The organism is Trichococcus sp. (assembly GCF_055118575.1).
The window spans coordinates 29112-46114 of record NZ_JBSQPW010000009.1; the positions used below are offsets into that span (position 1 = coordinate 29112).

General features: G+C 45.1%; 11 protein-coding genes. 1 reads left to right on the plus strand and 10 read right to left on the minus strand.

All coding sequences use genetic code 11. From position 1 onward, the window contains the following. Positions 1-41: 41 nt before the first annotated feature. From ACTCCX_RS03780 to parE, 9 genes are all read right to left on the minus strand, one after another. Positions 42-1718 (minus strand): peptide ABC transporter substrate-binding protein, encoded by a 1677-nt coding sequence (locus ACTCCX_RS03780; RefSeq protein WP_463274810.1) that lies wholly within the window; start codon positions 1716-1718, stop codon positions 42-44. 360 nt (positions 1719-2078) lie between these two features. Then, complete coding sequence (gene pulA, locus ACTCCX_RS03785) at positions 2079-4082, minus strand: type I pullulanase (protein ID WP_463274811.1); 2004 nt, start codon at positions 4080-4082, stop codon at positions 2079-2081. Between the two features lie 139 nt (positions 4083-4221). Then, complete coding sequence (locus ACTCCX_RS03790; RefSeq protein ID WP_463274812.1) at positions 4222-5175, minus strand: magnesium transporter CorA family protein; 954 nt, start codon at positions 5173-5175, stop codon at positions 4222-4224. A 118-nt stretch (positions 5176-5293) separates the two neighbouring features. Further along, the gene (locus ACTCCX_RS03795; RefSeq protein ID WP_463274813.1) at positions 5294-6118 is read right to left on the minus strand and encodes a metallophosphoesterase; all 825 of its coding nucleotides are present in this window, start codon (positions 6116-6118) and stop codon (positions 5294-5296) included. Positions 6119-6213: 95 nt separating this feature from the next. Continuing rightward, a complete protein-coding gene (locus tag ACTCCX_RS03800) occupies positions 6214-7143 on the minus strand; it encodes a manganese-dependent inorganic pyrophosphatase (RefSeq protein WP_463274814.1) in 930 nt (309 codons plus the stop codon). Between the two features lie 100 nt (positions 7144-7243). Then, the gene (pflA, locus tag ACTCCX_RS03805; protein ID WP_463274815.1) at positions 7244-8005 is read right to left on the minus strand and encodes a pyruvate formate-lyase-activating protein; all 762 of its coding nucleotides are present in this window, start codon (positions 8003-8005) and stop codon (positions 7244-7246) included. Between the two features lie 163 nt (positions 8006-8168). After that, on the minus strand, positions 8169-10397 hold the full coding sequence (gene pflB / locus ACTCCX_RS03810; protein ID WP_463274816.1) for a formate C-acetyltransferase: 2229 nt from the start codon (positions 10395-10397) through the stop codon (positions 8169-8171). Between the two features lie 299 nt (positions 10398-10696). Continuing rightward, entirely contained in the window at positions 10697-13132 is a 2436-nt protein-coding gene (gene parC, locus ACTCCX_RS03815) for a DNA topoisomerase IV subunit A (RefSeq protein ID WP_463274842.1), read from the minus strand. Between the two features lie 26 nt (positions 13133-13158). Beyond that, positions 13159-15228, minus strand: a complete 2070-nt coding sequence (parE, locus tag ACTCCX_RS03820; RefSeq protein ID WP_463274817.1) for a DNA topoisomerase IV subunit B — start codon at positions 15226-15228, stop codon at positions 13159-13161. Positions 15229-15410: 182 nt separating this feature from the next. On the opposite strand from parE, the gene plsY reads away from it, so the two are divergent. Further along, positions 15411-16016, plus strand: a complete 606-nt coding sequence (plsY, locus tag ACTCCX_RS03825; protein ID WP_463274818.1) for a glycerol-3-phosphate 1-O-acyltransferase PlsY — start codon at positions 15411-15413, stop codon at positions 16014-16016. Between the two features lie 101 nt (positions 16017-16117). Here the strand turns inward: plsY and ACTCCX_RS03830 are convergent, their stop codons facing one another. Further along, positions 16118-16990 (minus strand): aldose 1-epimerase family protein, encoded by an 873-nt coding sequence (locus tag ACTCCX_RS03830; protein ID WP_463274819.1) that lies wholly within the window; start codon positions 16988-16990, stop codon positions 16118-16120. Positions 16991-17003: the final 13 nt, after the last annotated feature.

Consider the following 17003-nt stretch of genomic DNA (forward strand, 5'->3'; position numbering starts at 1 on the left):
CTGGCATGAATGTATGCCAGATGGATTTTTTATTGTCCTAATTAATCCACGTTCTGTGTTCCAGAATTTGAAGCCCATTTATATGAGTAATCAGCACCGACTAAGTGCTCGCCCAAATCTGTGACATACGGTTTTTGCAGAACTGCGTAAGAACGTTGATACAGAGGTGCGATACCCGCATCTTCCATCAAGATCTTTTCAGCAGCAAGCAGGCTAGCCCATCTTGCATCAAGGTCAGTCACGTTTGTGCGTGCTTCGTTGATCAAAGCATCGTATTCAGCGTTGGAGTAACCGGATTTGTTGTTGCCGTTATCTGTCTGGAACAATTCCAGGAAGTTGATCGGGTCAGCATAGTCAGCTCCCCATCCAGCTAATTCGATATCGTATTCGCCGGCAGTATCTGCTTCAAGACGGACTTTGAAAGGTACATTACGCAAGGTTACAGTCAAACCAGGCAGGTTCGTCTGTAATTGACTTTGCAGGAACTCGGAAGAACGTTTTGCATTTTCTGTATCATCGCTCAACAATTCCAAAGTGATGGATTCAACACCCAATTCAGCCAAGCCTTTTTCAAAGTAAGTTTTAGCTTCTTCAGCATTGAAAGTCAAAAGGTCGCCATTTTGTTCACGGTAGTCTTCGCCGGTTGAAGGATCCAAAGCAAGACCTTCAGGGACCAAGCCGTTAGCAGGAATGGAACCGTTCTGCAATACAACATCAGCGTATGCTTGCTTGTCGAAAGCCATTGCTAAAGCTTTACGGATGTTGGCGTTTTGTAATGGTGTGTTTTCTCTCTGTTGGTTGAATTTCAGATAGAATACAGAAGAAGTCGGCATTGTGTGCATTTCAGCATCGCCGGTTCTTTGCGCTACGTATTCACCAGTCAAGATCATGCGGTCGATTGCGTCTGTATCATACAGATTCAAAGCAGTGGAAGTTTCTTTGATTACTTCTACGTTGATTGCATCCAATTTTACAGCGTCTTTATCCCAATACTCAGCATTCGGTTCATAAGTCCATGATAAGCTCGCTGCATCCCAGTTAGCTAAGACAAATGGTCCGTTGTACAATAAAGCATCGCTGCTTAATGCGTATTGATCGCCTTGTTCTTCAACAAATGCTTGATTTTGAGGGAAGAACATAGCCAATGTCAATAGATCTTTGAAGTATGGCACCGGAGAAGTCAAGGTGATTTCCAATGTTTTTTCATCGATCGCTTTGACGCCTAATTCTTCAGGTGCAACTTCACCCGCCATGATTTCAGTTGCGTTAGCGATAACGCCGTCCATCATATAAGAATAAGAAGCAGCCGATGCAGGATCCACTAATTTACGCCATGAATAAACAAAGTCTTCTGCTTTTACGGGTTCGCCGTTTGACCAGTTTGCTTCATCACGGATAGTGAAAGTGTAGACCAAACCGTCTTCACTGACTGTAGGATCTTCTGCGGCGATACCTAATTCAACCGTTCCATCTAAACCTTGACGGTACAGACCTTCGTTTACGTTGCTTAAAGCGGTGAACGCAACTGTGTCAGTAGCCTGCACAGAATCCATTGTAGGGATTTCAGCGCTTTCAATCAGATTTAATACCTGATCACTGCCGCTCGCACCTGCAGATTCTGACGAATCAGCCGTGCTTCCCTCTCCGCCGCATGCAGCTAATACAAGTGCGGAGCTTAAAGATAATAACACTAAAGATGATAGTTTCTTGTTGCCCATATTTCTTTTCCCCCATTCCCTCTGTTTCTATAATTTCTATAGTAAGATTAATTATAGTTCTGACTGTTATTAAAATCAAGTTTGGGAATTTAATAAATTGATTAAAATTAAATGAATATATTAATATTTAATCCTATATTGTCTTTATATATCGATATTATTTGGATATTGAGAATCTGACACAGCATGTCAGAACATTCAAAAAAACTTGAAAGCGGAGTCAAACGTTGATAAAAAAGCAATCCAACGAGTTGAACATTTGTTTATTAAGAAACATTGATTTATTATGCGAATATTGATATATTTTCATTACAAAAGAATATTCGATCATTTTCACAGAAAATAAATACGCACCACTGTCTAAATGTCATTTAATTCCGATTTTTTTGCATACAATACGGTAGTCGTGTGAGCTTTCACCAAAATTTTTTCCATCAAGGCAAAATCAGCTTTTCGATCAAAAAAGACTTTATTATCCTCAACGAGGATGGCATATTTTCCCTTCTCGAACTCGAAACTCGTATCATTTCGGTTCGCATTGAAGACGACAATGTACTTTTTTTCTTCGTTTTCTAAGGAAAAAGCTACGATGTTGAAATTTTCACTTAGCGTCGTGAAATGGGCGTCGATTTCTTCGTGGGTATGCATCCGGAATAAGTAGTCACTTTTGCGCAGGGCGATCAGACCTTTGACATAGACCACCGATTCTTGGAAGGTCGTCAACCGTTCCCATTCAAATTGATTGATTTCGTCGGGTGACTTGTAGCTGTTGGCATCCCCTTCCTTTGTCCTCAAAAATTCCTGGCCACCATGGATAAAAGGAACCCCCTGCGACAGCAAGACGATGCTTGTTGCCAGCGTATGCCTTTTTATGCGCACCTCTTCGCTGTCTTCCGGATTGGACCGCAACAGTTTGTCGTAGAGTGTCAGATTATCATGGGCTTCCACATATTGGATGACTTGTTCAGGATCGATATAACTGCTGTGGCTGGATAAATGCATAGCGCCTTTAATGTTCCGGAGCAGCAGATCCTCCTGGTAATTTTTGCCGCTGACGAAGCCCCTGTCCTTTTCGTCGCCATAATCGCTGCCTTTCAATGCTATCCGGATTGAATCGTTGAAATGGGCAATTCTCGGCATCGCTTGCGCATTTTTCTGGGAAGCTTTCAGATCTTCAGCTAGAGGCGTGCTCATTTCCCATCCCTCGCCGATAATGATGATGGACGGATCGATTTTATCCAACGCTTCCCTGATGGCATTCATCGTGACCGAGTCATGGATACCCATCAGATCGAAGCGGAATCCATCGAGATGATATTCCGTAGCCCAATACTTGACGCTGTCGATGATGTATTTGCGCATCATATGTCTTTCCGAGGCTGTATCATTTCCGACCCCGGTGCCATTCGCAAGCGAACCGTCCGCGGTGTAGCGGTAAAAGTAACCTGGGACCGTCCTTTCCAAGGCCTGATCTTTTGGATTGTAGACGTGGTTATAGACAACATCCATGATCACCCTCAATCCATTGTCGTGCAGCGTTTGGATCATTTGCTTCAATTCGATGATCCTGTTGAATGGATCAAAAGGATTGCTTGAGTAGGAACCTTCGGGCACATTATAGTTCAGCGGATCGTAGCCCCAATTGTATTGTGGCTGGGTCAGATTCGCCTCATCGACTGTGGCGTAATCGAACATCGGCAAAATTTGGACATGGGTGATGCCCAGATCAACCAGATAATCCAACCCGGTGCTTACCCCACTGGCGTTTTTAGTGTTTTTTTCAGTCAAACCAAGGAATTTCCCTTTTTTCTCTATCCCGCTCGACTCGGATATGGAAAAATCCCGGATATGCAGCTCATAGATAATCGCCTCTTCCGGAATGCCGAAGGCCGGCACCCGTACTCCCCAGCTGGCTGGATTCGTCCTGCGTAAGTCCGTTATAACCGATTTCGTGCCGTTCACCGTTGTGGCACGGGAATAAGGATCGACCGTGACGGATTCTCGGTTATTCAAAAAGAGGATTTTATAAACATAAATGGTTCCGTGCTGATCACCGGGCAGATAGGCCTCAAAAATCCCCTTGGGCTTCTGGACCATTGCAATTTTTTGGGAAGGCTTCCTGATGGAACCATCTGCGTACGTCCACACTTCCACCGATTTTGCTGTAGGGGTCCAAACCCTCAATAATGTGCCTTCTTTTTCGTATAGCGCTCCAAGTTCGCCGTCATAGGAGAAGTAGTTGTCAAAATCATCCGATCTGACGAACAGAAACATTTCCTTGTCGATCGTTTCCTTATCCCGTTTATCGCTGAAGAGCTTTTCCAAGTCGTAGCTCTCCAACCAACTCTGGAAATCCTCCACCATACCGCATCACCTCCCACATACAGTATACCAAGCAAAGATGTCTTCCTGTACCCAAAAAGCATCGCAAAGAGCGCAACCGGAAGATAAAAATCCGTTTACGCTCCGTAATGTTGTCAACTGACAATACTCACTCTTCATGTCAGAAATAATCTTTCTTTTTTAGCCAATAAACCGTAATGATGCAGATGAAAACGGTGATCAGGCTCGTGATGCCGAACGCCCATGGATGATTTTCGAAAGGCAAATCCACATTCATGCCCCAGAAGCCGGCAATGATGGTAGGGATCGTCAGAACGATTGTGATCGAAGTCAACACCTTCATGATATTGTTCAGATTGTTCGAGATGACACTGGAAAACACTTCGCTCAGTTGATCGATCATCTTACTCGATTCGGTGACCATCACTTCTGCTTGATTAGAGATATCGAGGATATCGTGAAGCAATTCCTGACTTTGAGCATCATCGCTCAAGGTTGCCTTGTGAATGGATTCCGTTATCAACGGATGATTTTTAGTGATGGACGTCTCAAAATACACCAGACTCTTATGGAGAGCTATCAGCTTATAAAAATATTCATTATGGGTAGCGCTCGTGATCTGTATCTGCAGATCTTCGATGGTGCTATCGATTTCCCTCAGGTGATGAACGAAACTCTTCGTCAGTTCCCATAATATGTATAAAATAATGTGATGCTGGGTTGTCGCCGGCTCATTTTTGAAGGATTCATTTTTCATGATGCGCTTCAAAAAGGATGGGGTTTCTTTGCAGACAGTGATCAAGGTTTTATTGATCGTTATGATTGATAAGGGATATGTGTGATATTCGGTATACTTTTCCTGCACTGAGCGCATTTTAGGGAAAAGTACGATCAGGAGGTTAATATCTACCCCAGCACTATTTTTAACTTTCTCCTGGCGCGGGACCTCATATTCGTCCAGTGAGTCCATGATGTAGTCCCGTGGGATGCCGAAAATGGCCGCCAGATTGTCGACATCTTCACTGCTCGGATTTTCTACATGAATCCAATCCGCCGTTTTCCAGTTCTTCGTCTGCGTGTATACCCCTTTATCCGATAAATTGAATGATTTCATGCGAATCCACCTCTGAAATGTTTTAATCAAAATGTACTTTCCTTAAGATAAGCATAACTTATTTTTTTCAAAAGGAAAGCAATAACCCATTTCAGGGGTTGCCGCAGAAAACTGCCATTTAGATGTCAACAATAAATTCTTCCATAGTATAGGCCATTTCGATATAAGGATCATCCGTGTACCAATGCCGCGCGTTGCCAAGGCACGCGCAATAAAAAGTCGTCTTTTTTTCATACAGCATTTTCCGAAAATGGACATGCCCCATGATGCTGTGCACAATCGGATAGCGATCATATAGTTCCATATAGCTTTTGTTGCCAAGGAAAGCATTGTAATAATCATAGACCGGATGCGGGAGCGGGATGACGAATTGAGGATGCGTCACAACATGCGTCATCATGATTATTTTCCTGGAACTGACTTCTTTCAGGTCGTTTTCCAACTCCGCCTGCATCGCTGCAGCTACAGTGAGGTCATCCTTTTGCCAATGCACATACTGGCGGTCATTCCAACCGCCGACTTTCAGCTTTTTCCGGGATAACTCTTCTATTGTATAACCGTCACTGGCGAACCCATAATCATACCACCCCGGATTCCCCACCACTGCCCAATCTTTCCCGATCAGAAACGGATTCCCGACTGGATTTTCGTCTCGCGCCTTGAACAGCTGATAGATGCGCTCCGTATCCTCTTCGCGGTTGCGGATGGACCAAAAATCATGGTTTCCAGGTACGAACTGGATTTTCGAAACGTTATGATTTCGCATACGATCCAAGAAAGCAAAGGTATCGTGGTAATCGGAAGAGACATCCCCCGCCAACAACAGCAGGTCGATTTCCTGATTATAGAGCAGCTCTGCCAAAAGGTGATCATAAGTCTGACCGGGCGCCAACTTTTTCGCGTTCGAGTCGATATGCAGATCCGACATTACTCCAACTTTCACGTCCTCACCTCCCTTCATTACCTCAAAATTGATGTGAAAAAAGCAGAGATGCATATCAGATCAACTGAGTTGCAGCTCCGCCATTTTTGCAGTAATTATTTTGAGAATGCTTCCGTCAATGGGGGCACTACTTGTTTTTTGCGTGAAACCACACCTGGAAGCAAGGCAATATTCTCGCTTATTGTAACTCCGAATGCAGACGCGACGGTGTCCAAATGGGAGCCAACAGCCAGTAAAGCAGAATCGCTATCGATTATGTTTGTGATTACCAACAAGAATACATCATACCCGTGCGAACCGTTTTCTGCTTCCATAGCGGAAACCAGCTCCGTTTGTCTTTTCAGTACATCCTGCACGTCAACTGTGTTGACCTGGGCGATGCGCACGTTTTTGTCGCCCATCGGGAATGATTTTGCATCCAAAGTCAACAATTCCGCAATCGACTTGTCATCCAAGTTCGTTCCGGCTTTCAGCATTGCAAGACCGTATTCATTCAAAGAAACACCGGCAATTTCCGTCAATGCCGCTGCCGCTTCTTCATCTTCCGGCGTGCAGGTCGGGGATTTGAATAACAAAGTATCGGAAATGATGGCAGAAAGCATCAAACCGGCGATATCGGCAGGGATTGCGATGTTCTTTTCCTTGAACATTTTATAAAGGATTGTATTTGTGCATCCCACGGGCTCTGCACGATAATACAAAGGGTTAGCCGTTTCGAAGTTCGCGATGCGGTGGTGATCCACTACTGCGTAAACTTCCACATCTTTGATATCGCGGACGCTTTGTTGCGCTTCATTATGGTCGACCAAAGCTACCGTATCCGTTTCGTTTGCTGCTGTCTCGATGACGCGCGGAGTCTCTGTCTTGAATTGATTCAAAGCGTAGGCTGTTTCTTCGCTCGGCAAACCAAGCGCCACTGCCTCGGCTTCGATTCCATTTTGATTCAGATAGTAGGCATATGCGATAGCGGATGTGATCGCATCCGTATCCGGATTTTGGTGTCCAAAAACTAACAGTTTGTTCATTCAATTCACTCTCTCTTCCATTGTCTTAATTTATCATAATAAAAAAGGAAGAAAAGAGCAATGGGAATTCTCTTTTCTTCCTTGAAAAACAGTATTCTTTTTACAGATCCAAATAGCCTTTATAGTCTTCCGTATGCAAAAGTTTTCTGGCGTTTTCGACTCGCTCTGCGGTAGGCGGATCGATTCCCTCCAACTGATAAGGGATGCCCAAGCTTTCCCATTTGTAGACGCCCATTTTATGGTAAGGCAGAATTTCGACTTTGACGATGTTCTTTAATGTTTTCAGGAACTCGTCCAAGCGGATCAGGAATGCATCGTAATCAGTACGTTCCGGTATCAGGACATGGCGAATCCAGACCGGCTGGTTGATATCCGACAGGTATTTCGCCAATGCGATGATGCTTTCGTTCGGCCACATGGTCAATTCTTTGTGTTTTTGGGTGTCGATGTGTTTGATGTCCAACAGAATCAAATCAGTCACTTCCAACAGCTTCTTGAACTGGCTGAAGAAAGGTTCATCATAGGTGAATGGCAAGCCGCAAGTGTCAAGTGTAGTATGTACGCCCTGTGCCTTGGCCTTTGTGAACAAATCAATCAAAAAATCGATCTGTAGCAACGGTTCGCCGCCGCTAACAGTAATGCCGCCCTTTTGCCCCCAGAACGGCTTGTATTGCAGTGCCATCTCAAGCAATTCATCGCTTGTCATCTCATTGCCGCCGCCGATGTTCCAAGTGTCCGGGTTGTGGCAGAATTGGCAACGCATGCGGCAGCCCTGCATAAATATAATAAAACGGATTCCGGGTCCATCAACGGAACCGAAACTCTCTGTTGAATGCACAAATCCTTTTAAGGGTTCAGTCATTTCAAAAAACTCCTCTGTCATTTATTTCTTACTTTCATTGTATCTCGCATAAGGAATAATTCCTATCGAAAAGAGCGAGTTTTCGCTCCCTTTGATAGAAAACGGATGAATCAAATGATCCATCCGTTAAATTTTATACGATTAACATGCTAGCTGAAGCAACTTACATCATTTCGTGCATTGTGCGGTTGATTACGTCCAATTGTTGTTCGCGAGTCAATTTGATGAAGTTAACAGCATATCCGGAAACACGGATCGTCAGTTGTGGATAGTTTTCTGGGTGATCCATAGCGTCAAGCAATGTTTCACGGTTGAATACGTTGACGTTCAAGTGGTGGCCGCCTTTAGCGATGTATCCATCCATCATAGCTGTCAAATTCTCTTTTTGTACTTCTTCTTCACGTCCCAAAGCTTTAGGGATGATTGAGAATGTATTTGAGATACCATCCAATGAATATTTGTAAGGAATCTTAGCTACTGATGACAAGCTTGCCAAAGCGCCGTGTGTGTCTCTTCCGTGCATTGGGTTAGCACCAGGAGCGAATGGTTCGCCGGCTTTACGTCCATCTGGCGTGCTACCTGTTTTCTTACCGTAGACCACGTTTGAAGTGATTGTAAGGATGGAAGTTGTCGGGATAGAGTTGCGGTATGTTTGGTGTTTCTTAACTTTGCCCATGTATTGTTTCAACAAGTCGATACCGATTTGGTCAGCACGGTCATCATTGTTACCATATTTAGGGAAGTCGCCTTCGATTTCGAAGTCAACAGCAATGCCGTTTTCGTCGCGGATAGGCTTAACTTTCGCGTATTTGATAGCTGAAAGTGAATCGATTGTAACTGAGAAGCCAGCGACACCAGTCGCCAATGTGCGGACAACATGTGTGTCATGTAAAGCCATTTCCAAAGACTCGTATGAATATTTGTCATGCATGTAGTGGATGACGTTCAATGTATTTACATACAAAGCTACGATCCAATCCATCATAACGTCGAATTTCTCCATTACTTCATCGTAATCAAGGTATTCTGAAGTGATTGGTTGCAATTTAGGGCCGACTTGTTTTTTCTTCGTTTCGTCTATCCCGCCGTTGATTGCGTAAAGCAATGTTTTGGCCAAGTTAGCGCGCGCTCCGAAGAATTGCATTTGTTTCCCGATTCTCATCGCGGATACGCAGCAAGCAATTCCGTAATCATCGCCCCACTCAATGCTCATGATGTCATCATTTTCGTATTGGATAGCGCTTGTTTCGATGGACATTTTAGCACAATATTTTTTGAATCCTTCAGGCAATTTAGTGGACCAAAGGACTGTCAAGTTAGGTTCTGGAGCAGCTCCCAAGTTAGTCAATGTGTTCAAGAAACGGAAACTTGATTTTGTTACCATTGAACGGCCATCGTGTGCCATACCAGCGATAGATTCAGTAACCCATTGAGGATCTCCTGAATACAATTCTTGGTATTCCGGCGTACGTGCAAATTTGATCATACGCAATTTCATTACGAAGTGGTCAACAATTTCTTGTGCTTCTTCTTCCGTCAAGACGCCGTTGTCCAAGTCGCGTTGGATGTAGATATCCAAGAAAGTTGAAGTACGTCCCAATGACATTGCAGCACCGTTTTGTTGTTTAACAGCTGCCAAGTAACCAAAATACAACCATTGGAAAGCTTCTTTAGCGTTAGATGCTGGTTTGGAAATATCGAATCCGTAGATGTTGCCTAATTCTTTCAATTCTTTCAATGCGCGGTATTGTTCGCTGAATTCTTCTCTCAAGCGGATGATTTCTTCCGTCATCGTGCCGTCGCCGATTTTAGCGAATTCTTTCAATTTGTCCTGCATCAGATAGTCCACACCGTATAAAGCTACACGACGGTAATCGCCGATGATGCGTCCGCGGCCGTATGCATCCGGAAGGCCAGTGATGACACCGGTTGTTCTTGCTGCACGCATTTCTGGTGTATAGGCATCGAATACGCCTTGGTTATGTGTTTTTCTGTAATCGCGGAAAATCATGGAAATTTCTGGATCAACTTTATAGCCAGCTTCTTCACAAGCCTGTTCGCTCATGCGGATACCGCCGAAAGGCATCAAGCTACGTTTTAGTGGTTTTTCAGTTTGGAAACCGACAATCTGCTCTTTATCTTTGTTCAAGTAGCCCGCTTCATGTGAAGTGATCGTAGATACAACTTTTGTATCCATGTCCAACACGCCGCCCGCTTCTCTTTCTTGTTTAGTAAGATCCATAACTTGATCCCACAATTGAGTAGTTGTTTCAGTAGGACCAGCTAAGAAGCTTTCGTCGCCTGTGTATTCAGAGAAGTTGTTCATGATGAAGTCTCTTACATCGACTTCTTCTTTCCAAGTTTTTCCTTTAAAACCTTGCCATTGTTCCATTATATATTCCTCCTAAAAGTGCTTTCACATTGTGATATGTGTAACAGGTTTCTACATAAACATTATAACACGTACAAACGAAAGTGCAACAACTATCAATCTTTTTTTTGGACTTTTTGTAACTTATTCAAAATCCATTGAAAAACGTTGATATACAGGCTTTTTAAATTCATGAAACACGAACGCAACTTCCAATCAGTTAGTGAAAGCTTTATTTTTCCGAAAAAACTGTTTCATAAAAAAACGGAAACTGTATCACTACACAGTTTCCGTCTTGTTTTTTTGTTTATAACAGTTAATTAGAAAATTCTAATTTGTGAAAAATCAAACTCTTTTTCGATATCCAACACTTCACCATCGGTCTTCTCGTTGATTGCGAAACTGCCGTTTGAATATCTAGGGCTGAAAGGAGTTTCTTTGCTTTCCGCCACTAGATCCTTGCCTGCCGTCGTAACGATAGCATAGCGACTAGGCACCGATAGATCGCAATCCATAAAGACGATGCGATGCGGCTTGGCCTTCAATTCCTTCAGGAGCATCAATCCCCGTTTTGCCCTGCCCAAAATCGGGACTTCTCCTGATTTGAATTTTTTGATATTCCCTCTTTGCGTGATCACAATAATCGGGAATTCCTCATCCGCTTCTCTAAAGGCGGCACCCCCGACAACGAAGTCACCGTCCTTCAGATTGATGGATTTGACCCCACTAGCGCGCGTTCCGATGATACCTACTTCATTCACAGCGTAACGCAGGCTGAATCCAAAATGGGTCACAAGCAGGACGTCGTAATTTTGTTTATCTTCCAAGCGTTGGATGGAAACAATCGCATCCGTCTCGCTCTTCATCTTCATGGCGATTGCTTTTTTGTTTCTGTAACCACGGAAAGTCCGGAAATCGCTCATCAATGTCTGTTTGATGTAGCCTTCTTTTGATATGAATAGGATTTTCCCGGTTGGCTCGCTGTTGTTCGGGATAATTTCAACTCGGATGATTTTCTCTTCGGGAGCGAAAGGAATGTTCTGCGAGATATGATGACCAGTATCTTTCCATTTCAATTCCGGTAACTCGTGCACCGGGAAATGAAGGTAGTCTCCCTTGCTGGTGAACATCACAATCGCATCAAGTGTCGATGCTTTCCCGACAAAAAGAGGCTTATCTCCTTCACGTAATCCGACTTCTTCTATCGTCGAGGCTCCAAAAGAGCGAAGGCTGGTGCGCTTGTAATAGCCCTCTTTTGTGATCACGACAACGACTTCTTCTACCGGAACGAGAACTTCCGTATCGATTTTGATTTCCTCGATTTCATGCTGGATCGTGGTCCGACGAGGATTTGCGTATTGTTTTTTGACTGCGGAGAGTTCCGTCTTCATCACAGCGTACAACGTTTTTTCCTGTTTCAGGATTTCGTGGTAAGTCGCAATCTGCTCGTTCAGTTCCAATTTTTCGTTCTGAAGGGCGGTGATATCCGTATTGGATAACCGGTACAACTGCAAGGACACGATGGCTTCCGCCTGCGGTTCCGAAAAAGCATACTGCTTCATCAGATTCTGCTTTGAGTCCTTTTTATCTTTGCTGTCACGGATCAGTTGGATGACTTCATCAAGAATCGAGATGACTCTGATCAATGCATCCACGATATGTAGGCGCGTCTCCGCTTTCTTCAGGCTGTACTTCGTCCGGCGGGTAATGACGACTTTTTGGTGTCGGATATAAGCCTTCAGAATTTGGTGCAAGCCGACCTGCATCGGACGGCGTTCATCGATTGCGACCATATTGAAGTTATAGTTCACTTGCAGATCCGTATTTTTGAGCAGATAGTTGAGGATCCCTTCCGCGTTTGCTTCTTTTTTAAGTTCGACGACGATCTGCAGCCCGCTCCGGTCTGATTCGTCCCGCACTTCAGCGATCCCTTCGATTTTGCGGTTGATGCGTATTTCATCCATCCGCTTCACTAGCGTCGCTTTGTTGACATCATAAGGGATTTCCGAAATGACGATCTGCTGTTTACCGCCACGGATGTTCTCGATTGTAGTACGCGAGCGTACTACAACTTTGCCTTTGCCGGTTCTGTAGGCATCCTTCAAGCCATCCAAACCCTGGATGATCGCACCAGTAGGGAAATCGGGCCCTTTTACATATTTCATGAGCGCTTTGAGCTCAGCGTCTGGGTGATCAATCAGATGCAAGGTTGCATCGATGACCTCGCCTAGATTATGCGGCGGAATATCGGTCGCGTAGCCGGCTGAAATGCCGGTGGCGCCATTCACCAAAAGGTTCGGATATCGAGCCGGAAGCACAGTCGGCTCCTGATCGGTATCGTCGAAGTTGAGCACAAAGTCTACTGTTTCCTTGTCGATGTCGCGCAACAGTTCTGCCGATATTTTCGAAAGTCTGGCTTCGGTGTACCGCATCGCAGCAGCAGAGTCTCCATCCATGCTCCCGTTGTTTCCGTGCATTTCGACCAATACTTCACGCATTTTCCAGTCTTGGCTTAATCGGACCATCGCTTCATAGACACTGGAATCCCCATGCGGGTGATAATTACCGATTACATTCCCGACTGTTTTTGCCGACTTGCGGAAGCCTTTGTCCGAAGTGTTTCCAGCAACATCCATCGCGAACAGGATCCGTCTCTGAACAGGTTTCAGCCCATCGCGGATATCCGGCAAAGCACGATCCTGGATGATGTATTTCGAGTATCTCCCGAAGCGGTCCCCCATTACGTTTTCAAGCATCAGCTCTTTTATCTCCAGATTGTCCACTATAGTTCACCACTTTCAAAATCTAACGAAATTTGTTCCATATCATCGGAAATCTGTTGGTCCGAAGTTTCCTTCTTCACTTTCTCCTCCAGATGAGTCTGCCCGTTATCGGAAATCGGGGCCATGTCTTGCTCCAGGATGCTCTTATCATCAGCCATCGAAAATTCGACGTGCTTCTCGATCCATTTTCTTCGCGGTTCAACTTTATTGCCCATCAGCGTCGTCACCCGGCGCTCTGCTTGAGCTTTGTCATCGATGAGCACCCGGATCAACGTTCTGGTTTCAGGATCCATTGTGGTATCCCACAACTGATCTGCGTTCATTTCCCCAAGTCCTTTATAACGCTGCAAAATATAGCCTTTACCGATGATGTCGATTTTTTCCTGCAGTTCCTTTTCGGTCCATGCGTACTCGATTTTTTCATTTTTGCCGAAGCCCTTGGATACTTTGTAGAGAGGCGGTTGCGCCAAATAGATTTTCCCTGCTTCCAGCAAAGGCTTCATATAGCGATAAAAGAAAGTCAGCAACAGGATCTGGATATGCGCACCATCCGTGTCCGCATCTGTCATGATGATGATTTTGTCATAATTGCAATCCTCGATTTCGAAATCCGCACCAACACCTGCACCGACCGTGTAGATAATCGTGTTGATCTCCTCGTTTTTAAGGATATCCTGCATGCTCGCGCGTTCCGTGTTGATGACTTTTCCGCGCAATGGGAGTATCGCCTGAAACTTGCGGTCGCGGCCTTGTTTTGCGGATCCGCCGGCGGAGTCCCCCTCGACCAGATACAATTCATTCTTTTTCGGGTTTTTACTCTGCGCAGGCGTCAACTTGCCAGACAACAGTGATTCATTTTTTTGCCGTTTTTTTCCGTTGCGCGTTTCCTCACGGGCTTTGCGCGCCGCATTCCGGGCTTCTCTGGCTTTCAGGGATTTTCTGGCAAGCATTTGGGCGGTTTCGCCATTTTCGATCAGATAGATGCTCAGTTTTTCGCTGATCAGTCCATCCACGGCTGCCCTCGCTTGCGGTGTGCCCAGTTTTTCTTTCGTCTGGCCTTCGAATTGGAGCAGGTTCTCCGGTACGCGCAGGGACAATACCGCCGAGAGGCCTTCACGCACATCGCTGCCCTCGAGATTTTTTTCCTTCTCTTTGATCAGGTTCATCTTACGGGCGTATTCATTGAAGGCTTTTGTGATAGCTGTCTTGGCGCCGGTTTCGTGTGTGCCGCCATCCTTGGTCCGGACGTTGTTGACGAACGAAAGGATCGTCTCCGAATAGCCGTCGTTGTACTGAAAGGAGAACTCGATTTCGATTCCATCGGCTTCCCCGCTGAAATACACCACATCGTGCAATGTGTCCTTTTCTTCATTTAGGTAAGCAACGAATTCCTTGATTCCTTCCTCAAAGAAAAAAGTATCGCTTTGTCCAGTGCGCTCATCTTTCAGCGTGATGGTTAAGCCTTTCAACAAAAAGGCTGACTCGCGGAACCGTTCCGCCAGAACATCGTATGACAGTTGCGCAGTTCCAAAAATTTCCTTGTCCGGTAAAAAATGAATCAAAGAACCGGATCCTTTAACGGCACTTTTGGCTTTGCTCAATTTGCTGGCGGGTTTTCCGCCATCCTTGAATTTCATTGTATAGACTGTGCTTTCGCGGATGACCGACACTTCCAGCCACTTGGACAAGGCATTCACGACGCTTGCGCCTACCCCGTGCAGGCCGCCTGACGTTTTGTATCCGCCTTGACCGAACTTACCGCCAGCATGGAGCACGGTGAAAATGACTTGGATGGTGGGAACCCCTGAAGCATGCAAACCAGTCGGCATGCCACGGCCGTTATCCTTCACGCTGATGCTTTGGTCTTCATGGATTGTGATCTCAATCTGATCGGCAAAGCCCGATAAGGCTTCGTCGACCGCATTGTCGACTATTTCATATACTAAATGATGCAACCCGCGCGCATCAGTCGAACCGATATACATCCCGGGACGTTTCCTGACTGCTTCAAGGCCTTCCAACACTTGAATGGAGTCATCATTGTATTTATTCTCTTTATTTTGTGCCATAAAAAAACTCCTTCATATCTGTTCTGAACCGAACATCTATTCTATCATACTGTATAACTTTCACTTTGAAAAGTATAAAAAATGAGGCGGAATTCTGCCTCCTATAGGAAAAATGCGGATTAAATGGTAAAATGAACTGGAATTGTTTTATATTGGAGTATCAACTTAGGAGTGAAGTGAGAATGACAGCAATCGTCATCGTCCTGGCCTATCTTTTGGGATCCATCCCTTCAGGCATTTGGATCGGAAAATATTTTTATCATACAGACATTCGCAAATACGGTAGTGGGAACAGCGGGACAACGAATACTTTCCGCGTGTTAGGAAAAAAAGCCGGGATTATCGTCCTGATCATGGACATGCTGAAAGGCTCCCTTGCAACCCTATTGCCGATTTGGCTGGGAGTCGCTATCCACCCCTTGTTGGCCGGGGTTGTTGCAGCATTAGGGCATACTTATCCCCTATTCGCAGGATTCAAGGGCGGCAAGGCCGTTGCCACAAGCGCAGGTATCCTCTTGGCCTACAACCCGCTTTTTTTCGGGGAAGCCATTGTCGCTTTCATCATCTACTTGTACTTTTCCAGAATGGTCAGTTTATCCAGCATCCTGGCCTGCTTTACAGCGGTCGCACTTTCCTTCTTCTTTAAGGATTGGCCGTTGACGTTCGTCACGATCCTTTTGACGATTTTCATCATCTATCGCCATCGATCCAATATTTACCGGATCAGAAACGGCACGGAAAGCAAAGTGCCTTTCGGCTACAAATCAAAGAGTGCTCAAGAAAAATAACAGAATAAAGCGGGGCCGTAAATCGTTGCTGATTTACGGCCCCGCTTTTCTTACTACCAAAGGTGCACATGCGCTTTTTGGTTTACCTGATCAACAGCAATCTAGAAGAACGCAATCCGATGGACATAATACCGTTTGTTTCCGGGTTCAAGCGATTGGATGGCTGTTTTCCGTTCCAGTTCCCCGTCCGAATCCGACCGGTCGGCAAGTCCACACCAAGGTTCCAGACAAACATATGTGGCATCATCCTGTGGCTTTGTCCAAATGCCTAAGTAGTCGAAATCTTCATAGGACATCGTGACTCCGTGTTCACCCTTATCGGATGCCAGCGTGACAGTGGTCGGTTCCGGCGTCTTGAAAATAATGGCATCATTCAAGAAGAGGTCCCGTTGCAAAGGAAATTTGTTCTGGTCCACAACAGCCGTTCTGTCCGCTGCGAGGTATGGGCCCTCCAGAAAAAGGCGATCGCGGGAAGTTTCAGGAGTCATCTTGATATAGTAGTCCTCGAATGTTTCGCCTTCCGTCAACGGCACATTGAAGCCTGGGTGTCCGCCGATCGAGAAATACATCTTGTTTGTATCCAGGTTCTTCACCCTGTAGCTGACCGCCAGTTGATTTTCGAACAATTGATAGGTCAATTGCAGTTCAAACAAAAAGGGATAAACAGCTTTGAAATCACCATTCGGTGCAAGGATAAACGTAATACTGTCGGACAAACGCTCATGCACAGAAAATTTTGAGTCACGCGCAAATCCATGTTGCCCCATCGTGTAGGTATTGCCGTTATGTCGATAGGAGTCATCCTTCAGGCGTCCTACGAAAGGAAACAGGATAGGTGCATGCCTATTCCAAACTTTTTCATCTGCCTGCCAAATATATTCGATGCCGGTTTTCTTTGCGATTACACTGGTGATTTCTGCACCTTTGTCTTTCACGGTTACCGTAAGATGCTGATTTTCGATTACAAACTCCATTACATTTCCCCCT